At 41.2% G+C, this 21,716-nt stretch carries 18 protein-coding genes and 1 tRNA gene; 5 read left to right on the top strand and 14 right to left on the bottom strand.

From position 1 onward, the window contains the following. Positions 1-116 precede the first annotated feature (116 nt). The 4 genes from QQK06_RS16830 to QQK06_RS16815 all read right to left on the bottom strand — a co-directional run bounded on the left by QQK06_RS16830 (position 117) and on the right by QQK06_RS16815 (position 3,642). Complete coding sequence (locus QQK06_RS16830; RefSeq protein WP_284245959.1) at positions 117-1,553, bottom strand: zinc-binding metallopeptidase family protein; 1,437 nt, start codon at positions 1,551-1,553, stop codon at positions 117-119. A 217-nt stretch (positions 1,554-1,770) separates the two neighbouring features. Then, positions 1,771-2,079 carry an AzlD domain-containing protein gene (locus QQK06_RS16825; RefSeq protein WP_284245958.1) on the bottom strand — a complete coding sequence of 103 codons (309 nt, stop codon included), beginning with the start codon at positions 2,077-2,079 and terminating at the stop codon, positions 1,771-1,773. 3 nt (positions 2,080-2,082) lie between these two features. After that, entirely contained in the window at positions 2,083-2,802 is a 720-nt protein-coding gene (locus QQK06_RS16820; RefSeq protein WP_284245957.1) for an AzlC family ABC transporter permease, read from the bottom strand. A 6-nt stretch (positions 2,803-2,808) separates the two neighbouring features. Beyond that, positions 2,809-3,642, bottom strand: coding sequence for an AraC family transcriptional regulator (locus QQK06_RS16815; RefSeq protein ID WP_284245956.1), 834 nt, complete (start codon positions 3,640-3,642; stop codon positions 2,809-2,811). A gap of 122 nt (positions 3,643-3,764) precedes the next feature. On the opposite strand from QQK06_RS16815, the gene QQK06_RS16810 reads away from it, so the two are divergent. Together QQK06_RS16810 and QQK06_RS16805 are read left to right on the top strand one after the other, a co-directional pair. Next, entirely contained in the window at positions 3,765-4,514 is a 750-nt protein-coding gene (locus tag QQK06_RS16810; protein WP_284245954.1) for an SDR family oxidoreductase, read from the top strand. Positions 4,515-4,586: 72 nt separating this feature from the next. Continuing rightward, the gene (locus tag QQK06_RS16805) at positions 4,587-4,958 is read left to right on the top strand and encodes a ribosome recycling factor family protein (protein WP_284245952.1); all 372 of its coding nucleotides are present in this window, start codon (positions 4,587-4,589) and stop codon (positions 4,956-4,958) included. A gap of 82 nt (positions 4,959-5,040) precedes the next feature. Here the strand turns inward: QQK06_RS16805 and topA are convergent, their stop codons facing one another. Then, a complete protein-coding gene (gene topA, locus QQK06_RS16800) occupies positions 5,041-7,692 on the bottom strand; it encodes a type I DNA topoisomerase (protein ID WP_284245950.1) in 2,652 nt (883 codons plus the stop codon). A 486-nt stretch (positions 7,693-8,178) separates the two neighbouring features. Here topA and QQK06_RS16795 point away from each other — a divergent pair, with 486 nt between their 5' ends. After that, positions 8,179-9,282 carry an arginase family protein gene (locus tag QQK06_RS16795; RefSeq protein WP_284245949.1) on the top strand — a complete coding sequence of 368 codons (1,104 nt, stop codon included), beginning with the start codon at positions 8,179-8,181 and terminating at the stop codon, positions 9,280-9,282. A gap of 76 nt (positions 9,283-9,358) precedes the next feature. On the opposite strand, the gene QQK06_RS16790 is transcribed toward QQK06_RS16795, so the two are convergent. Further along, complete coding sequence (locus tag QQK06_RS16790) at positions 9,359-11,572, bottom strand: Ig-like domain-containing protein (RefSeq protein ID WP_284245947.1); 2,214 nt, start codon at positions 11,570-11,572, stop codon at positions 9,359-9,361. A 175-nt stretch (positions 11,573-11,747) separates the two neighbouring features. On the opposite strand from QQK06_RS16790, the gene QQK06_RS16785 reads away from it, so the two are divergent. Continuing rightward, on the top strand, positions 11,748-13,091 hold the full coding sequence (locus QQK06_RS16785) for a dicarboxylate/amino acid:cation symporter (protein WP_284245945.1): 1,344 nt from the start codon (positions 11,748-11,750) through the stop codon (positions 13,089-13,091). A gap of 89 nt (positions 13,092-13,180) precedes the next feature. On the opposite strand, the gene tdh is transcribed toward QQK06_RS16785, so the two are convergent. Both tdh and QQK06_RS16775 read right to left on the bottom strand, forming a co-directional pair. Then, a complete protein-coding gene (tdh, locus tag QQK06_RS16780) occupies positions 13,181-14,206 on the bottom strand; it encodes an L-threonine 3-dehydrogenase (protein ID WP_284245943.1) in 1,026 nt (341 codons plus the stop codon). Then, positions 14,207-15,400, bottom strand: coding sequence for a glycine C-acetyltransferase (locus QQK06_RS16775; protein ID WP_284245942.1), 1,194 nt, complete (start codon positions 15,398-15,400; stop codon positions 14,207-14,209). It abuts the gene before it with no gap. 143 nt (positions 15,401-15,543) lie between these two features. Between QQK06_RS16775 and QQK06_RS16770 the strand changes: the two genes are divergently transcribed. Further along, on the top strand, positions 15,544-15,972 hold the full coding sequence (locus QQK06_RS16770; protein WP_284245941.1) for an Lrp/AsnC family transcriptional regulator: 429 nt from the start codon (positions 15,544-15,546) through the stop codon (positions 15,970-15,972). A 62-nt stretch (positions 15,973-16,034) separates the two neighbouring features. Here QQK06_RS16770 and QQK06_RS16765 read toward each other — a convergent pair. The 6 genes from QQK06_RS16765 to ftsH form a co-directional block, all read right to left on the bottom strand. Then, a tRNA-Leu gene (locus QQK06_RS16765) sits at positions 16,035-16,119 on the bottom strand. 18 nt (positions 16,120-16,137) lie between these two features. Beyond that, a complete protein-coding gene (gene secG, locus QQK06_RS16760) occupies positions 16,138-16,533 on the bottom strand; it encodes a preprotein translocase subunit SecG (RefSeq protein ID WP_284245940.1) in 396 nt (131 codons plus the stop codon). 5 nt (positions 16,534-16,538) lie between these two features. After that, complete coding sequence (gene tpiA, locus QQK06_RS16755) at positions 16,539-17,306, bottom strand: triose-phosphate isomerase (protein WP_284245939.1); 768 nt, start codon at positions 17,304-17,306, stop codon at positions 16,539-16,541. A 98-nt stretch (positions 17,307-17,404) separates the two neighbouring features. Next, on the bottom strand, positions 17,405-18,745 hold the full coding sequence (gene glmM / locus QQK06_RS16750; RefSeq protein ID WP_284245938.1) for a phosphoglucosamine mutase: 1,341 nt from the start codon (positions 18,743-18,745) through the stop codon (positions 17,405-17,407). Positions 18,746-18,804: 59 nt separating this feature from the next. Next, on the bottom strand, positions 18,805-19,641 hold the full coding sequence (folP, locus tag QQK06_RS16745; RefSeq protein WP_431313666.1) for a dihydropteroate synthase: 837 nt from the start codon (positions 19,639-19,641) through the stop codon (positions 18,805-18,807). 80 nt (positions 19,642-19,721) lie between these two features. Continuing rightward, positions 19,722-21,644 carry an ATP-dependent zinc metalloprotease FtsH gene (gene ftsH / locus QQK06_RS16740; RefSeq protein WP_284245937.1) on the bottom strand — a complete coding sequence of 641 codons (1,923 nt, stop codon included), beginning with the start codon at positions 21,642-21,644 and terminating at the stop codon, positions 19,722-19,724. Positions 21,645-21,716 lie beyond the last annotated feature (72 nt).

The raw sequence follows: 21,716 nt of genomic DNA, 5'->3' as shown, positions 1-21,716 counted from the left end.
CTTCCTGTACATACACGAAATAATGCTCCTGCAATTTCGATATACCGTACTTCCTGTACATAAAAAACCCGCTACTAGTAGCGGGTTTTTTATTAACATCAATATTAACCGTATCGTTATTGTTGACGATAAAATGCTGACATTGCTTTGTATAATGAATATAAATCCACTTTTGACCCAACGGCATATGGTGAATGAATCGATAAAATTGGCACGCCAAAGTCAATCACTTCCATATTATCATTCGACAAATCACTTCCAATTGTGCCACCAGACGCTTTACCTTTGTAAGTAGAAGTCTGCCACTTTATCTTGTTGTTATCTAAATAATTACGGGTCCATGCCATGTATTCTGAGTTAGCGTTAAAACCGCCACCATAAAGTTTCAGATTGATCCCCTGGCCTAAGCGTGGTGCATTGCCTAATTCCCACACACTTGCCCAACTAGGATTCACCCCAGGGTTTACATCGGCAGAAATCACTTTAGTGTTACGTAACATTTTGCGCAATTGATAATCATTATATTTATCTCCTTGCTCGTTATAAAGCAGTCCGCTCATTAAATCGACTAAATAACTTGAACTTGCGCCGGTATTATTAATGTTACCTACCTCTTCGTTATCAACCAGATAAGCTATAGATGTATATTCAGGTGTACCTTGCTCTACGATCGCCTTTACTGCCGCAATTGAAGATGCTTTATCATCCTGTCCATACGCAGCAATCATGCTACGATCTAAACCAACATCACGCGGTTTAGTCGCTGGTACCAGAGCTAATTCAGCTGAAACTAAATCTTCTAAACTGATGTCATATTCTTTGGTTAAATAATCAGCCACCAAGTCTTTAATTTTTTTATCCAGATCGGGTTTAGATGCAACGATCACATCGAGTTCTTCTTTTTTAATCACCTCACGGCTAGTACGTTTCCTGTTAGGATAATCGACATGAGGAGCAAGATCAGGCACCATTAAAATAGGATCGTCTTCATTAAATCCAACGGAAATATTGACCACACTACCGTCTTTTTTATCAACACGGCCAATTAATGCCAATGGGATATTAACCCATTGATAAGTTTTAATGCCGCCATGGACATAAGTTTGAAACAAAGCAAATTTTTGCTTTTCATACAGTGGACGTCCTTTTAATTCTAAACGAGGCGAATCTATATGAGCACCAACAATACGCGTACCTTGCATTAAATCCTTTTTACCCACGACAATTAACGAAATAGTACGGTCGCGATTAACATCGTAAAAGCGCGCACCTGGCGTTAACTGGCTGCTTTCTTCTAGCTTTTTAAAGCCTTGTTTTTCTACTCGTTTGAGCGTTTCTTTAACAAACGCTAGCTCAGTCGGAACGCGATAAATATAATCTTTATAGTCTTGAGCATAAGCTTCAACTTTTTCTAATTCCTTTTTTGATAAGCTTAACCAGCTTGATTCCTTTGCCTTTTCATCACTTGATGATTTATCAGCCGCAACACTGATCGCTGAAAATGATAACGCACTGATAATCGCGAGGCTTGTTAGTTTTGTTCTTAATTTCATATGATTATTATTTCTCTTAGAAAAACTCGCGCCTATAATAAAAGCTAATGCTTGTTAATAACAAGGGGTACTCTGGCATTATTCGTTCAATTGACTGAATATGGAGATAAAAAAGATATTCTATTGATAAGCGCACTAAGCATGTTAGCCCGAAAGCAACGTCCTTTTGCGATTAGTGACTTTAACCTTAATAAAGCTTCAAATACCCCGGCAATTTTTATAATAATTGTAAGCCAACAAAAACGAATAAACTCACCACTAAGGTCCAGTATATATTGTGAGTTTTCCAGGCAATAACTATCGCCACCGATGATGCCAACAAGTAAGGATTAGAAAGCTGAGTGTTAAGCTGGCCATTTTCAATGAACACTATCGGAACCCATATCGCAGTAAGTACCGCCGGGGCACTAAAGCTTAAAAAGTTTACCATTTTAGCGCCAAGCTTCAGCGGTACTCTAGGGTGGATCAGTAAATAACGGCTTAAAAAGGTGATCATCGCCATTAACAAAATTGTCACTAACGTCATAAACTACTCCCTGTTAACGCGCAATTTAGTACGAGTTTGCCATGTTAAAGTGACATAGCCGGCATACATGGCAAATAGCGCCGCCAATACTAGGTCTAATTCGACTTGATAAAGTTTTAACACCACCGAGAGCAATGCAGATACCAATACCGTAACCAATACCGGTAAACTGGTAATGGTAGGGACCACTAATGCAATAAAAGTTACCGCGATGGCAAAATCGAGGCCAAGTGTGGTTAAATCCGGTAATAAACTCCCAGCAAAAATGCCGATAATATTCCAAAACAGCCAGCAAAGATAAAAACTTCCCCCCGCTGCTAAGGCATAACAAAGTCGATACTTGCCGTTAAACGCCCGACGATGAGATGATAAGGCAAATAATTCATCAGTTAACAAAAATCCTAACGGATAGCGCCAGTTACCCGGCAGCACTTTCATTTTATCACGCAGTGCCAAGCCATATAAAAAATGACGCGAGCTAATGATAAACGTTGTAAACAATATGGTTGCTAACGGCGCATTTGCGCCAATCAGCTCAGTTGCAACTAACTGCGCCGAACCAGCAAAAACAAGTAATGGCATTAACAGCGCTTCTAGCGCAGTAAAGTCACGTTGAATTGCCAACGAGCCACATAAAATTCCCCATGGAAGTACCGCCAAGTTTAACGGCAAGATATCCAATACCCCTTTTATCATCACTCTTTTAGCTAAAGTAGTTTTCATTATTTCTCACCCTTTATTAACTGCTATAGCAAACTGTCCAGGTGAGATACCGAGTGATTTTTTAAAGTGACGATGAAAGTGACTTTGGTCGTGAAAGCCCAACATCATAGATGTTTCAACCACACTATGGCCTTGTTTTAATAACTGCTTTGAGCGTTTTAGCTTTTGTTGTAATTGATAAGCATGAGGCGTTAAACCAAATTGTTGCTGAAATTGCTTAACCAAATAAAACACACTTAAATGGCTTATTTGCGCAAGCTGCTCTAACTGGATATTTTCCGTTAAATGGTCATTTAAATAATCACGGGCACGCACTAATGAAGAAAACCGTTTCGCTTTCGGTGTCACTTCTTGCTTTGTTCGACCATGACGTACCATTAACTTAGTTAACGACAGGTTTAACAACGTTTCTCTTTTTAAGCTGTTTGGCTCTGAATTTAAGCACTGAAACAAAGATCTAAGTTCAGCCGCCAGTTCTGGGTCGTAAACCACAGGTTGCGGAAAATATGGTGCAAAGTGATTCGACCAGCCAATATTTGCGGCCAACTGCTGAAAATGAGCTTCCGTCGGATATATCGCCTGATACGACCAACCAACACCATCTGCTGCCTGTCCCGTGTGAACATCATCCGCATTAACTAAAATAATGCTATGCTCAGGTGCAAAATGTTCGCCGCCACTGCGATAAAATTTTTGTACGCCAGTTTCAATTACGCTAATGGTGTAGGTTTCATGACAATGCTTAGCAAAATTTTTATGGCGATATTGTGCCCTGACCATTTCCAGGCCGCCTAATTCTCGATGATAAAGAAAATTAACTTGTTCTGCTAAATTCGTCATTGTTACTGTTATCTATTCAATCCCTAGTAAGCATTATAATCAATCAAATAACGCTGCCTTGTACAAAGTTGCTTTTTTATTGTGATAGACTGCGCAAAAAATAACATATTCAAGGCAGAAAGGTGACAAAGAAAATTGCATTAGTTACGGGTGGTAGTCGAGGTATTGGCGCAGCAACCGCTCAATTACTGGCACAACAAGGTATACAGGTTGTGATTAATTATCAGAAAAATCAGCTAGCTGCAGAGCAAATAACCGATAGTATCATTGCGCAAGGTTATCAAGCTATCGCTATACAAGCAGATGTTTCACAAGAAGAACAAGTCGTTGAGTTATTTAAACAAATCGATGTGTTAGATGGCAAACTTACCATGTTAGTCAACAATGCCGGTATCTTAATGCAGCAATCACCTGTTAGCGAACTAACTGCCGAACGCATTAATAAAATACTGTCCAATAACGTCACCAGCTACTTTCTTTGCTGCCGTGAAGCTATTAAGCGTATGTCTCCTAATAACGGCGGCCAAGGCGGTGCGATTGTTAATGTATCTTCAGCCGCTTCGCGTTTAGGCGCACCTAATGAATATGTTGATTACGCCGCAAGTAAAGGAGCAATCGACAGCCTAACTAAGGGGTTATCACTGGAAGTTGCTGCCGAAAACATTCGCGTCAATAGTGTACGACCTGGCTTTATTTATACTGAGATGCACGCCGATGGTGGTGAAGCGAATAGAGTTGAACGCGTTAAAGAAAACATCCCGATGAAACGAGGCGGTCAGCCAATCGAAGTTGCACAGGCAATCACCTGGTTGCTATCAGAGCAGGCATCCTATGTGACCGGTAGTCATATCGAACTAGCGGGAGGAAAATAAGTAGCTACGTTGATTCAGCTGAAATAAATCACTAAAATAAGTGCTTTATTTCAGCTTTACTCGCAATAATCTATGTTGAAGCAGCTCACTATTATACTGCCATCTTTTTTAAGACGGGTTTTACGCGCTTATGCGTTAAAAGCCGAGATCAGAGCATTGGGCTGTGAACTATCAAGAGTTGGACGTTCGCGTAACTGGCAACTTACCGCTTCCCCCGAACAAATCAATGAAGTTATCTTATTAATTGAACAATCAAATGAAGATTCTTGGCAATGGGTAGCCAAAAAATTAAGCCAAGATAACCAAAAACTAAGTCATCAACATTTACTTAATATTGCGAAAAAAAATAATGGTATCACCATCAATGAGTTAATCGCAAAAACCGACTGCACGGTATTAGAAGCAAGAAAAGTAATTGATGAATTAGAATGGTTAGAAGATTAATTCACTAGTCTCGTTCAAACAAAAAGTCTCTGATAATAAAAAAGCACCAACGCTGGTGCTTTTTGGTGATTAACAGTTCCGGCTATTTTTTCTTAGCTTTTGCTTTAGTTGCTTTTTTCTTTGCTAACGATTCAACCCACTTGCCATCTTGGTAAACAGCAGTCCAGCCAGTCGCTTTACCTTCAACTTCCGTCATCACATATTGCGATTTATTTTTACGGCTATAGCGCACTATTGCTAAATTACCTTCTGGATCTTGTGCTGGCGCATCAGCCAAATAATAAAACTTAGGTGAAATACGATCACGAAAGCGCTGCAATTCGGCCACTTTTGGCGCTCTTGTTTCTCGCGAGCGCGGAAAAGTACTAGCAGCTAAAAATATTCCTGCGGCACCATCTCTTAAAACAAAGTGAGCATCAGACTTTTCACACTGCAATTCAGGTAACTGTACCGGGTCTTCTTTCGGTGGCGCAGCTTCACCATTAGCTAATAATTTACGGGTATTTTTACATTCGCTATTAGTACAATCAAAGTACTTACCAAAACGGCCATTTTTAAGTTCCATATCAGCATGACAACGGTCACATTCTAATACCGGTCCATCATAACCTTTGATCTTAAATGTTCCTTGCTCCAGTTCATACCCGTCACAAACAGGATTATTACCACAGACATGTAACTTGCGTTTTTCATCGATTAAATAACTGTCCATTGCTGTTGAGCATTTAGGGCAACGATGCATGGCGCGAAGCGCTTCCGTTTCCTGATCTTCAGCCAATACGCTCACGGCTTCTTCACCCGGCGTTAAATTCATCGTGGTAGTACAACGCTCTTTTGGCGGCAATGCATAACCTGAACAACCTAAAAATACGCCTGTTGATGCGGTACGAATTCCCATTTTGCGACCACAACTTGGGCAATCGATGTCAGTTAACACCGGTTGATTATTCGGCATGCCACCTTCTTCAACCGGTTTGTCCGCCATCGTCAATTGTTTGGTGAAGTTTTGATAAAACTCATTCAGTACTTCTTTCCATGGGATCTTACCTTCCGCTATTTCATCAAGCTCTTGCTCCATTTCCGCGGTAAAGTTATAGCTCATTAAGTTTTTAAAGCTCTCCGATAAGCTATCAGTGACAATTTCGCCCATTTTTTCCGCATAAAAGCGCTTCTTATCCAGACGGACATAACCTCGATCCTGGATAGTAGAAATAATCGATGCATAAGTAGAAGGACGGCCTATAGAGCGTTTTTCTAATTCTTTCACTAACGATGCTTCACCGTATCGCGCAGGCGGCTTAGTAAAGTGCTGCGACGGCGTCAGTTTATCCAGCTGTAATTGTTCACCAACAGCGAGATCGGGTAAATGCGTGTCTTTATCGCCTTTTGACATTTGCGGATGAACTTTGGTCCAACCATCAAACTGCATCACTCGGCCCTTTGCTTTTAAGTCAAAACCTGCTGCGCCAACCGTGATAGTACTAACCGTGTAACGTGCAGCAGTCATTTGACAGGCGACAAACTGGCGCCAGATCAAATCGTACAGTTTTTTGCAGTCGGCATCTAAATTTTCTAGAAACGCCGCTTCTAATTTAACATTCGATGGACGAATCGCCTCATGCGCCTCTTGCGCATTAGCTTTACTACCATAAGTTTTAGGCTTTTCTGGTAAGTAGTTGTCACCAAAGTTCTTACTAATATAGCTGCGACACATATCTACTGCATCTTTACTCAAGTTAGTTGAGTCGGTACGCATATAGGTTATATGACCAGCTTCATAAAGCTTTTGTGCTAACCCCATAGTACGTTTGACACCATAACCTAAACGAGTACTAGCCGCCTGTTGTAAAGTCGAAGTAATAAAAGGTGCAGATGGCGAGCTTTTTGACGGCTTATCTTCCCGTTTACTCACCACGTAACTGGCAGGCGTTAATAATTCAACTGCGGCTTTAGCCTGCGCTTCATTTTTTGGTTTAAACGCTTTCCCCTGTTGATGAGTGACATCTAACGTCAATGCTTGCTTATCTTGCGTACTAGTATCAGCGCTAATTTCCCAAAACTCTTGTGGATCAAAAGCTTTAATTTCGCGCTCTTTTTCCACGACCAGTTTAACCGCCACTGACTGCACTCGCCCAGCCGATAAACCACGCGCTACTTTTTTCCACAATAACGGGCTGACCATAAAGCCAACCACTCGATCAAGAAACCGTCTCGCCTGCTGGGCATTTACCCCAGGCATACTTAATTCACCTGGTGTGGCAAATGCTTGCTGAATAGCATTCTCCGTGATCTCATTAAAAACCACACGTTTATATTTATCTTCTGTGCCGCCAATAAGCTCTTTCAAATGCCAGGCTATAGCTTCTCCTTCACGGTCCAAATCGGTTGCGAGATAAATAGTATCTGCTTTTTCGGCAAGCTTTTTCAGCTCAGTCACCACTTTTTCTTTACCAGGTAATACCTGATAAGTGGCTTTCCAGTCTTTGTCAGGATCAATCCCCATGCGATTGACCAGCGCCTGCTTATCTCGTTTCGCTTTATACTTAGCTTTTTCTTCCGGCGCCATTTTTCTCACTTCAGCCGGTGACTTGGTTGCTGCTTTTTTACCTGTACTACTGGTTGGCAGATCACGTACATGTCCAACACTGGACTTTACAACAAAGTTTTTCCCGAGATATTTGTTAATTGTCTTAGCTTTAGCTGGCGACTCGACAATTACCAGAGATTTTGACATATATTTATTTAACCCTACTATTGAACCCTATTTGGGCTGACATTTTTGTCAGAACACATCGTCGATTGTGGTGTATCTGCGTTAAATAATTAACGCTACAAGCGAGCATTGATTCATTGAAACTACAACGCAACAATGTGAATATTTAATTAATTTCTCAAATTACTATTAGATATATCTGTAATTTAGCAAGCTGACAAGCAATAATTTTTTTTAATTAGTTGCACTAGAAATTAGTTGTTTAAGTTTTGTTCATTCTGAAAACATAACAACATCTAGCCTATTAATCGCTTTTTGCTATAATGGTCTTGCTTGACTTTCGGCGTATCATAGTCGAGTTTTCAATAGAAATTAAGAGCTATTACACTAATTTTTTTAGTGCTGAATGTATATTTAGTTATAAGTTTTATAATTAATAACAATATTCCCCTCATAGTTAGAACAAATTGCTCCTGGGAACATCCAATAACAGTAAAGAGAGTTATTATGACAACGCAACCTCAATTTTTGACCAAGATTAAACAAAGCTTGTGCCCGCCAGGTAACGGAGTTTTTACCGTTAACACAGCTAAAGAACGTAAAGCCGCGCTTCACCAAGCGCTATATGGTCAGACTGACAATATCGAAGCCTTATGGAGCGAAAGCTTGGATACGCTGACTACGTCATCAAAAGCAGTAATTTTAGGTATAGCGTCTGATTGCGGCGGCGGTATCTTAAGAGGCGCAAACTGGGGGCCATTATTTGTTCGTTCAACCTTATTGGCTAATTATCCTCAGATAAATGCCTTTGATCTCGGTGATGTCCGCGTGATCCCGCATCTATTACACGATAAATATTTAAATCAACCAACCATTAGCAATTGCCGGAAGGCGCTTTATCAAGATCCAGAAAGTAAATTAGCAGTGAGTCCATTAACCATTACTGAAGATGTATTGCATGACTTTTACGCACTTTATCCCGACAAAGGCATTTTTGGTATTGGCGGCGATCATTCGATCAGCTATCCATTGACCAAGACCTATTTACAAGCGAAAAAAGCACAAGGCAAACGCTGCGCCATTATACATTTTGATGCCCATACCGATTTACTGGTAGAACGTTTAGGCATAGATTTATGCTTTGGCTCTTGGTGTACTCATATTCTTGACGATTTGCACGAGCACAATCACTTGATTCAAATAGGTATTCGCTCTAGCGGCAAACCTAAGGAGCACTGGGAAAGTACTTTTGGTGTTAGACAACATTGGGCACATGAAATCAGAGAAAATGGTGTAGCGCCAGTTATAGAGAGCATTCTGGCACAATTAAAAGAACAAGCAATCGATGAGCTTTATGTCAGTTTTGATATCGATGCCCTTGACGATGCGTTTGCTTCAGCAACCGGCACACCAGAGCCAGATGGGTTAACACCGGATGAAGCGATGGCAATATTAACATCACTTGCCGCCCAGTATCCGATAACCGGCGCCGACATGATGGAAATAGCCCCGTTTACTGACAGTTCAGGCAAAGGTGCTATCAGCTCAGAAACAACATTAAAAGTGGGCGCTGAGATTTCAGCATTTTTGATTGAGCAGATCAATCAATAGCTGCATATTTATTATCTTGAAATAACAAAAAACGCCACTGACATAGTGGCGTTTTTTATTGTTAACAAATCTCTTATTATTGAATGTCGATAATAGCAACTGTATGTAAACTAATAACTCCACTTGGCGTCGTCACTTTAACTATCAGTGAACCTTGTTTAGGTTCTTTCTCACCTTTAATCGTGACTCCTGTAATTAGACCGCCATTTTTAGCAGAATTTGGCCAATCACCACCACCATCAACAACACTACCAGCAGTTGCGATAAACTCAATAGTACTGCCCATAGGCATTTGTTGATTATGCAAATCACTAATAACTACATAAGCTGAATTTGATCCTTCACCAATAATTACCAATGTTGGAACACCGCCATCTGTAGATAAAGGACTAATAGTAGTAAAATATGCATTACTACCTGACATCACAATAACAATAGAGTCTCTAACATCTAATGATTTTACTTCTGAACAACCATCATGTTCAGGCAAGGCACACAACACACCGTTATACATACCATCTTTGGTATCAAAAAGACCATTAATATTAAAGTCAACCGGCTCTTCCAATTCTCCACCTACCATACCACCGCTTTGTGCAGGGTTAAATATCCAGTCTTCATTATGTTCTAAATGCGCCTCATCTAAATCATAAGGGTCACCACCGACATCATTACCTGTATAACTAATATCTTCACCACTTAAATCAAAAGTACCATCAGTATTACAAGGTTTGCCGGTGCCACCGGTAAATGCTGGCACTTCACATTCGTCAAATCGGCCATTACCATTGATATCTGGAAATGATTCCTCACCTATGGCCGTTGCTAAAATAGTTGTTCTGCCACCATATTTCTGCCCTAAATATTGAGTACTATGAGCACAGCCTAAAGTTGGAACAGTACTGTCTTGTGAATAACAATTAGAATAGCTTAATTCTTGTCCTTCAGGCTTAGGTTCTTGACTACGCCAAACGACAGAACATGCGCCATTATTATCAGTAATACAAGTAGCGTCTAAAGTTTCAATTGAACCACCTTCAGTGGTAAAAACCACGGCCGTTGGTGGTGGTGGATTATTAGAGGCATCCGCAAGTCTAATAGTAACGTTTACTTCAGTACCATCAATATCCCAAGCTTCAGGATTAAATACATCTGCGGAAATAGACATACTGTCTTGATCTGGTACACCCGTTGATACTTTTAATTCGTTTGATTGCGTTTGAATTAATGGATCGCTACCTCGAACTTTAGCAATTACGCTTACTGTTCGAGCAACGGTACCTGAATTCACGACTGTTCTTACTATCCCATCATTATCACTAGTTGCAAATGTTGGCTCTAATACAATACCGCCGCCTTCACTACTTAATGAAAAATCAACATCTTGATTACTGACATTTATCCCGTTAGTGTCTCGAACTCTAAAATACACAAGTGCTCTTTCAGGTCTTTCAGAACTTCCTGTTCCTTTTATTGCAATATGTTCTGGCTCTGCCAAAACAAATTCAATACTACCAACATCCGCAGGCAAAACATTAATAAGGGCATTTGCTGTTAATGATTCGCCATTTACAATGGCATTCACAGTGATTGGATCATCACCAACACATCCGTTGCCTGTATAAGTACTTGTATAAATACCACCACTTACAGGTTCTGTTGAATTTGACAATAATGCGGTAGGCTCTGTTTTTCCTGAACATACTGACTTAAAGCTAATTTCAACAGGATCGCTATAAAGTTCACCTTGCTCATCAATCAAGGAAACAGTTATAACAGAGGTTCCCCCCGCTGAAATTTGCGCAAGGCTAATACCAGCTTTTCCTTCATTAAATGGAGTACCACTACCTATACGAACTTTAACTTCAGAAGTTCCTTGGCTATTAAAATATATTGGCTCAGATGATTCTCCAGAGTCTAAAGTCGCAATAATTTGACCTGTACCAGCACTCTCTCCAACATTAAGTGTAATATTAGCTACACCTTCATCATTGGTTTTTTTAGTTCCTTTTTCAGGATTAAACGAGCCATAATCAGCATCATCAATAGCAAATGTTACTCGAACATCTTTTACAGGTTCGCTACCTTTCATCACTGTAGCTATCACGTTAGTTGATGTAACAACATTTAAATCTTCGATAGCTAACGTCACGACTATATCATCTGTAGTATCACCAGTTCCTGGGTCGGGTGTTGTTCCCCCGTCGGTAGAAAAGCCACCATCTCCACCGCCGCAACCAATGAGGCCGATGAAAAACATAATGAAACTTAAGCGTCTTAATAGCGCCATAAAGCATCTCCCTGATGATGTTTATTTGTTGACAACTCTTTAATATTAACCGAAAAAAAAGAAAAAGGTCACTAACTTATCAAAAAAAGCCTGCGAACTATGGTTTTTAATCATTTGAAATGCTGATAACCTATTAAGCTATACATTTTATTCATCCAACTATAAATATAACAATATGAGCAATAAACACACCTCTAGCTTAACTAGCCGTATCGTTATCGGTATGATTTCCGGTATTTTATTGGGTTTTGCCTTGCAAAAATTAATGCCTAATGGTTCTGATTTTTTGGTTCCGCTCGGCTTTTTCGACATTTCAATTCGTAATCTGTTTGTCGATGGTATTTTTGAAGTCGGCGGCCAAATATTTGTTGCCAGCTTAAAAATGCTGGTCGTGCCATTAGTCTTTGTTTCACTTATTTGCGGTACTTGTTCACTAAAAGACACCTCAAAGCTAGGGCGTATAGGTGGTAAAGCCATCGGGCTTTATTTAATCACGACAGCGATTGCCATTAGTTTTGCCATGAGTTTAGCGATGGTACTCAGCCCTGGTGAAGGAGTAAATATGGCCAACAGCAGTACTTTTGTTGCTAAAGAAGCTCCATCACTGGCGCAGGTATTGATTCAAATGTTCCCAAGCAATCCATTTGCCGCTTTTGCTCAAGGGAATATGCTACAAGTAATCATCTTCGCTTTGTTATTTGGTATCGCCATTGCCTTATCAGGCCAAGCTGGAGAGCGTATTGCTTCATTATTTGAAGATCTTAATGTTGTGGTGATGCGTTTAGTTACTATTTTAATGAATCTCGCACCTTATGGCGTATTTTGCTTATTAGCCGGGTTATTTACCGACCTTGATATTGGCACCATTAAAAACCTTGGTATGTATTTTGGCGTAGTATTTTTTGCACTTATCATTCACGCGACTGTAAGTTATTCGGTGATTCTTAAGTTACTCACTGGCTTAAATCCGATAATATTTATCAAAAAAATGCGTGACGCGATTTTATTTGCCTTTTCTACCGCCAGCAGTAATGCCACCATTCCAGTCACGATGGAAACTGCCACTAAGAAAATGGGAGTTAATAACTCTATCGCCTCATTTACTGTACCGCTTGGCGCAACCATTAATATGGACGGCACAGCTATCATGCAAGGGGTAGCAACAGTGTTTATCGCCCAAGTTTTTAATGTGGATTTATCAATTTCTGATTTTCTTACCGTTATATTAACAGCCACTTTAGCATCAATCGGTACTGCCGGTGTTCCTGGTGTTGGTCTGATCATGTTAGCCATGGTGCTTGAACAAGTCGGCTTGCCGGTTGAAGGTATTGCGATGATCATCGGGGTTGATCGTTTATTAGATATGACCAGAACCGCGGTTAATGTCACCGGTGATTGCATGGTCACCACAGTTGTGGGCAAATCAGAAAATCAACTGGATATTGCAACTTTTAATGATGAAAATGCTGGTCAAAAAATTGAAGAAATTGATTTTCATCATCTGAAAGAAAATCAATAACCAACTATAAGCAGCAACAATAAAAAAGGTTAGCCATTCGCTAACCTTTTTTATTACGCAATTTTAGTGAGTTCACTATAGAGTAAATGCTACTGCCAATCCAAAATCACTTTACCCGATTGACCCGAGCGCATGACATCAAAGCCCTGCTGAAAATCATCAACCGAAAAATGATGAGTGATTATCGGCGTTAAATCTAAGCCCGACTGTATTAAGCTCGCCATTTTATACCAGGTTTCAAACATTTCCCGGCCATAAATGCCTTTAATGGTTAAGCCTTTAAATATCACCTGAGACCAGTCGATTGCCATGTCTTTACCCGGAATGCCGAGCATGGCAATTTTGCCGCCATTGTTCATCTGGGCGAGCATTTCCTGAAACGCCATTGGTACGCCAGACATTTCCAACCCAACATCAAAGCCCTCTGTCATGCCAAGTTCGCTCATCACATCAGTAAGCTTTTCTTTGCTGACATTGACCACTCTGGTCGCCCCCATTTGTCTCGCTAGCTCTAAGCGGTAGTCGTTCACATCGGTGATTACCACGTGACGGGCACCAACGTGTTTGGCCACCGCGGCTGCCATTATACCTATCGGTCCGGCGCCGGTGATTAATACATCTTCCCCAACTAAATCAAACGATAAGGCGGTATGCACGGCGTTGCCAAATGGGTCAAATATCGCGGCTAAATCATCAGAGATTTCATCCGGCAGCTTAAAGGCATTGAACGCGGGAATCACCAAGTACTCAGCAAAACAACCCGGTCTATTAACGCCAACCCCGACGGTATTTCGGCATAAATGGGTACGGCCACCACGACAGTTACGACAATGACCACAAGTGATGTGCCCTTCACCCGAGACTCTATCACCGATTGCAAAGCCCTTAACTTCCTGACCAATCCCCACCACTTCACCAGCGTATTCATGCCCCACTACCATAGGCACAGGAATGGTGTTTTGTGACCATTCGTCCCAGTTGTAGATATGGATGTCGGTACCGCAAATCGCGGTCTTTTTGATTTTGATTAGTAAGTCATTATGACCGAGTTTTGGTTTCTCGGTCCGGGTCATCCAAATGCCTTCTTTGGCATGCAGCTTCGCTAGCGATTTCATTTAAATCACTCCCATCTCAGTACCAATGCGAGTAAAAGCCGCAATGGCTTTATCTAATTGCGCTTTAGTGTGCGCGGCAGAAATTTGCGTACGAATACGGGCTTGCCCTTTCGGCACCACCGGGAAAGAAAAACCGATGACATAAATACCCTCGCTTAATAAACGATTCGCCATCTCACTGGCGACTTTCGCATCACCCAACATCACCGGCACAATGGCATGGTCAGCACCAGCGCAAGTAAAGCCCGCCGCTTCCATTTGCAAGCGAAAATACTGAGCATTATCTTTTAAGGTTTGGCGTAAGTCATCGCCGTCAGCCAATAACTCAAGCACTTTAATTGAGGCATTAACAATCGCCGGCGCTAATGAATTGGAAAACAAATACGGGCGTGAACGTTGACGCAGCCAGTCGATGACTTCCTTTTTACCAGAGGTATAGCCACCAGACGCACCGCCCATCGCTTTACCTAAGGTGCCAGTGATAATGTCGACTCGGCCCATCACATCACAATATTCATGACTGCCTCGGCCTTTATCACCGACAAAACCGACGGCATGGGAGTCATCCACCATCACTAGCGCGCCATATTTATCGGCTAAATCACACACGGCAGATAAGTTAGCAATCACGCCATCCATTGAAAACACCCCATCGGTGGCGATTAATTTAAACCGTGCACCCGCAGCATCGGCCTCCTGTAACCGCGTTTCTAATTCCGCCATGTCATTATTGGCGTAACGAAAACGTTTTGCCTTACACAAACGCACACCATCGATAATCGAGGCATGGTTAAGTGCATCAGAGATAATCGCATCATCCGGCCCAAGTAAGGTTTCAAACAAACCCGCATTGGCATCAAAGCACGAAGAATACAAAATAGTGTCTTCCATGCCTAAAAATTCCGATAGCTTCTGCTCAAGCGTTTTATGAATATCTTGGGTACCGCAGATAAAACGCACTGACGCCATACCAAAGCCATGGTCATCTAAACCGACTTTTGCGGCCTCAATCAATGACGGGTGATTCGCTAAACCTAAATAGTTATTGGCGCAAAAGTTAATCACTTCTTCACCGGTCGTGACCGCAATCTCCGCTTGCTGCGCCGTGGTGATAATACGTTCAGCTTTGTATAAACCGTCTTGTTTAACCTGTTCAAGTTGTTGTTCAAGGTGAGTATAAAAATTAATAGCCATTATTCATTCCAGATAAAAGTGTCATAAGCCTATTATCTTCATTACATTTCAAAACAAAAAGTTTACTAATCACTCTACATACAAATATAATCACCATTTAGCAACCATAAAACTTCAATTTAACACCTAGCGAGCTAAATTTAATGATCAGTGAAAAAGATGAAGAAATATTGGCAATTTTACGGTGCAATGCCAGAGCCAGCGTGTCAGACATCGCCAAAGCATTAAATGTGTCCAGAACCGCGATTCAAAAGCGTATTAGCAAATTGGAAGATAACGGCGTGATAAAATCCTATACCGTTGAGTTAGGCAGCCGCTATACCAATGACTTGATCAATGTTAACGTCTCGCTAAAAGTTAAGCCTAACTTAAGAAAGCATGCCAGCATTGCGCTGCGAAAAATTCATCAAATTACCCACATTTATTCGATCAGTGGTGATTATGATCTACTAATGACCATAGCCGTACAGTCACTAGAACAACTAAGTGATATCCTAGAAAAGATCTGCAGTTTAGACGGTGTTGAACGCACTAACTCTTCGATTATCCTCGACACAGTATTTAAACGTTAACTAACGCTTTAATAGTTATAAAGTAAAAAGCCCGCTAGCTCAATGAGCTAGCGGGCTTAATTTGGTGCGGAAAGCGGGACTTGAACCCGCACGGCCGAAGCCACCACCCCCTCAAGATGGCGTGTCTACCAATTCCACCACTTCCGCAAATTCTAATCTTTCCTATTAATTAGGAACGTCGCTCTCTGAGCCTTTGCTGCTATCTGTTGATGCAGGCACATCATTATTTTCAGCCGCTGGTTCAGCGCTAGTTGCAGGAACATCCGTCGCTGCACCTTGTTCAGCTACTGGCACTGATAAATCATCGAATTCATTACCAGATTTTACTCGATTTGCCGTTAAGTTACCTAAGACTAAACTAATAACAAAAAAGGCAATTGCTAACCAGGTAGTTGCTTTAGTTAGAAAGTTACCTGAGCCACTTGAACCAAAAATGGTTGCTGAAGAACCTGCGCCAAATGAAGCGCCCATATCAGCACCTTTACCTTGCTGGATCAACACTAAGCCAATCAAACACAAAGCAACAATTAGGTATATTACAATTAATACTTGATACAACATTATTACTATCCTTTAGCAGCCGAACAAATCACTTTAAATTCGTCGACCTTCAGACTTGCACCGCCAATTAACCCACCGTCAATATCCGCTTGCGCAAGTAATTTTTCACAATTAGCGGCATTCATACTACCGCCATATAACAATGGTACTTTCTCCGCCACATCAACTTGGTTATCCGCTAAAAACGTGCGAATAAAGTGATGGGTTTCCTGTGCCATTTCAGGAGATGCTGTTTTGCCTGTTCCAATCGCCCATACGGGCTCATAAGCAATAACAACATCAGCAAATTTTTCTATACCAATCTCATCTATTACCGGCTGTAATTGCGCTGATAATACCGTATTGGTCTGATCGCTATCTCGTTCCATTTCACTTTCACCAATACAGATAATCGGTGTTAAGCCTGACTCAAGCGCTTTTGCTACTTTATGTGCGATTAAGGTTGAAGTTTCTTTATAGTAATTACGACGTTCAGAATGCCCGATGATAACATACTTCACCCCGCATTCTTGCAACATTTGCGTTGAAACTTCACCTGTATATGCACCGCTTTGATGTTCACTAACATTTTGTGCGCCAAGCTGAATCATTCTTTGTAAGTTTTCATCTTGAGCAGCATAGCTAAATGCTGGTAAATAAGGAAAGCTAGGACAAACAACAACTTCAACATTTTCATTAAGCTGTAATTGATTCAGTCCACTAACCATGTCGCTAACTAATGATAAATTACCATTCATCTTCCAGTTAGCTGCAATAATTGAACGTCTTTTCATTTGTCTTTCCTAAATCAAAGCGGCGAGATATTAACTAACCTCTACGCAAGATACAAGTATTTCAGAAAAAGATCTGATTCATTTGCTCAATATTCAGGCTATTCGCATGCTTTTTTAACAGCATCAGCAATTTCATTCGCAAAACTGGTCACTTCTTCGACATCAGGACCTTCCACCATCACACGAATTAATGGTTCAGTTCCTGATTTTCTCAGCAATACCCTACCTCGTCCGGTTAATTTTTCATTGACTGCATGCACTGACGACACCACGCTGTCAGCGGTTAGTGGATTACTGTCACCTGAAAAACGCACGTTCACCAAAACTTGCGGTAACTTTTTCATTCCTTGACGCAGTTCAAATAAATTCTTTTTGGTCGCACAAATTGCAGTCAATATATTAAGCGCAGCAATTATGCCATCACCGGTTGAAGTATGATTTAAGTTAATCACATGCCCCGAATTCTCAGCGCCTAATTGCCAACCGTTTTGTTTTAGCATTTCCATCACATAGCGATCACCCACTTTACTACGAGCAAAAGGGATACCCATATCAGCTAATGCTAATTCAAGTCCCATATTACTCATTTGAGTACCGACAACACCACCGCGAATTGTGCCTGACTTGACATCATTTTGCGCAATGACATAAACACACTCATCACCGTCAACGACATATCCGGTGTGATCGACCATCATTAAACGATCACCATCTCCATCTAAAGCAATACCTAAATCAGCCTGATGCTCAATTACCGCTTCACTAATCGCCTGCATTGATGTTGCGCCACAGCCGTCATTAATATTAGTACCATTAGGCTTAGTACCGATCTCCACTACTTCAGCACCTAGCTCTCTGAAAACATTAGGCGCAATGTGATAAGTCGCACCATGGGCGCAATCAACAACAATTATTAAACCGGATAATGAATATTGACTCGGGAAGTTACTTTTACAAAACTCGATATAACGGCCTGCAGCGTCATCTATCCGGTTTGCTTTACCAAGTTTTGCCGATTCAACGCAGCCCATCGCTTTATCCATCTCAGCTTCTATCGCAAGCTCAACTTCGTCCGGTAATTTTTGACCGTCTTGTGAGAAAAATTTAATGCCATTATCATAATACGGATTATGCGACGCACTAATCACTATGCCCGCCTCAGCGCGGAATGTTTTAGTTAAATATGCAATGCCTGGGGTTGGCATAGGACCAAGCAAACCAATATCTACACCTGCTGCAGAAAAACCAGCTTCCAATGCAGATTCGAGCATATAGCCTGATATTCGGGTATCCTTACCGATTAAGACTTTTTTAGTACCTTGTGCGGCTAACACTTTACCTGCAGCAAAACCTAACTTCATGACAAAATCAGGGGTAATAGGATACTGGCCAACAAGTCCACGAACGCCATCCGTGCCAAAATATTTTCTTTCAGACATATAAATTCCTAACTGGGTCTTATTTTTAAAACTATTGTAGTTTTAACCGCAAGTTGCCGTTAAAACGAGTGTGTTAACGTTAATATTTTCAACGCATCCATTGTTTCTCTAACATCATGCACCCGAACAATAGATGCACCATTTTGTACTGCTAAAATAGCGGTTGTTATACTTCCTGACAAGCGTTCTGCTACTTCACGGTTTAATAACTTGCCTATCATCGACTTGCGAGAAGTCCCTGACAATATTGGCAAGCCTAACGGTTTAAAGCGACTAAGCTGAGCTAACAACTGATAATTTTGCTCGACTGTTTTACCAAAACCAAAACCCGGGTCAAGGATCAAACGGGACTTGTCAATCCCCGCTTGCTCGCACGCCGCAATACGTTGCAGAAAAAAGCCTTCGATATCTGTGATTAAATCTGCATACTGAGGATTGGCCTGCATCGTTCGCGGCAAACCTTGCATATGCATTAAACAAACAGGTAGATCAGAGTTAGCAACAACCGCTAAGCATCCCTCGTTTTGCAATGCTCTCACATCGTTAATTAAATCAACGCCAGCATTAATCGCTTCCGCCATAACGCCAGCTTTACTAGTATCGATAGATACGGCAACATCAAAATGTTGTTTAATGGCTTTTAATACCGGTATAGTGCGGTTAATTTCATCGCTTTCAGAAACATCAAGCGCGCCTGGACGAGTGGATTCACCGCCAATATCAATAATGCTAACGCCATTGGTTATCATCTGCTCAACTTGGCGCAAAGCACTGTCTAACTGAGTAAACTGTCCGCCGTCAGAAAAAGAATCCGGGGTCACATTTAAGATCCCCATGATTTGTATATCATCAGGATTTAAAGAAAGTGCTGCCGGACTGGTTAAAATATTCACGATTATTACTTATTTTTGATTAAGATTACTTTACTTAAGCATCAGATAAAATAAAGCCCCGAAAGACGAGGCTTAATAGATGGTTATTTCGCCGGTATATCTGTCGGCTTATTCAAATCAGGCTCAACCTTTTTATCGTCTGTTTTTCCTGCTTTGGGAGGTTCATTTGAATTTGAGTTATCACCATGATAATCAGAAGGTGGACGCACTTCACGACGTTCCATTAAATCATCAATTTGATTAGCATCGATAGTTTCATAGTGTATCAAAGCATCTTTCATCGCATGCAAAATATCCATATTCTCTTTTAAGATATTCTCTGCACGTTTATAGTTGCGATCGATAAACTCTTTGATCTCTTCATCAATGGCTTGCGCTGTTTCATCAGACATATGTAATGACTTGGCTGAAGTGCGTCCAAGGAAAACTTCGCCTTCTTCTTCAGCAAACAACATAGGACCCATTTTTTCAGATAAGCCCCACTGGGTCACCATTTTACGTGCTAAGTTAGTCGCACGCTCAATATCATTCGATGCACCAGTGGAAACTTTATCTGGACCATAAATGATCTCTTCGGCAATACGACCGCCATAAAGAGAAGAAATATTACTTTCTAAATGCTGCTTCGAATGGCTGAATCTATCTTGCTCTGGCAAGTACATAGTGACACCTAATGCACGACCACGAGGAATAATTGATACTTTATAAACTGGATCATGCTCTGGTACTAGGCGACCAACAATCGCATGCCCTGCTTCATGATAAGCGGTCATTTCTTTCTCTTCTTCGCTCATCACCATCGACTTACGTTCGGCACCCATTAAGATTTTATCTTTCGCTTTTTCAAATTCTTCCATTGAAACTACACGACGTGACGAACGCGCCGCAAATAGCGCTGCTTCATTAACTAGGTTAGCTAAGTCAGCCCCTGAGAAACCAGGAGTACCACGCGCAATAACCGATGCTTTAACATCATCACCAATTGGCACTTTACGCATATGCACTTTCAAAATTTGTTCACGACCACGAATATCTGGTAAACCGACCGTTACCTGACGGTCAAAACGACCAGGGCGTAATAATGCCGGATCTAATACATCTGGACGGTTAGTCGCGGCAATCACGATTACCCCTTCATTACCTTCAAAGCCATCCATCTCTACCAGCATTTGGTTTAACGTTTGTTCACGTTCATCATGACCACCGCCAAGACCCGCACCACGCTGACGACCAACAGCATCAATTTCATCAATAAAAATAATACAAGGTGCAGACTTTTTCGCTTGTTCAAACATATCACGCACACGCGAGGCACCGACACCAACAAACATTTCAACAAAATCTGAACCAGAAATAGTGAAAAATGGTACTTTCGCTTCACCAGCAATAGCTTTCGCTAATAAAGTTTTACCTGTACCCGGCTGACCAACCATTAATACACCTGATGGAATACGCCCACCAAGTTTTTGGAATCTAGACGGATCTTTTAGGTAATCAACCAGTTCTGATACTTCTTCTTTCGCTTCATCACAACCAGCAACATCAGCAAACGTGGTTTTAATTTGATCTTCACTTAATAAACGCGCTTTCGATTTACCAAACGACATCGCACCTTTGCCGCCGCCACCTTGCATCTGGCGCATAAAGAAAATCCAGACACCGATCAATAAGATCATTGGAAACCAAGAAATGAAGATAGTGGTTAAGAAACTGGTTTCTTCTGGTAATTCACCAGAAGCATTAACTCCTTGCTTAACTAAATCATTAATTAAATCACGATCATAGCCGCCAGGAATAACCGCAACAAATGTTTCACCACTGCGTTTTACGCCTTTGATCACGCCATTACGGTCTACATTAACTTCTCGCACCTGCCCCTGACGAACATCCTGGATAAAACGGGTGTAATTCACTTGTTGATCACTGCCACTTCCCGGAGTAAAACTCTGAAATACTGACATCAACACTACGGCTATTACTAACCACAAAATAAGATTTTTTGCCATATCGCTCAACTTAATGACCTCTTGATAATTTTCACGTTAGTAGCCGTATAAATGACAACTGATTCCAACGCG

This window comes from Thalassotalea insulae, from assembly GCF_030161395.1.
GTDB classification, from domain to species: Bacteria; Pseudomonadota; Gammaproteobacteria; order Enterobacterales; family Alteromonadaceae; genus Thalassotalea_E; species Thalassotalea_E insulae.
This window is presented reverse-complemented; position numbering and strand designations above follow the sequence as displayed.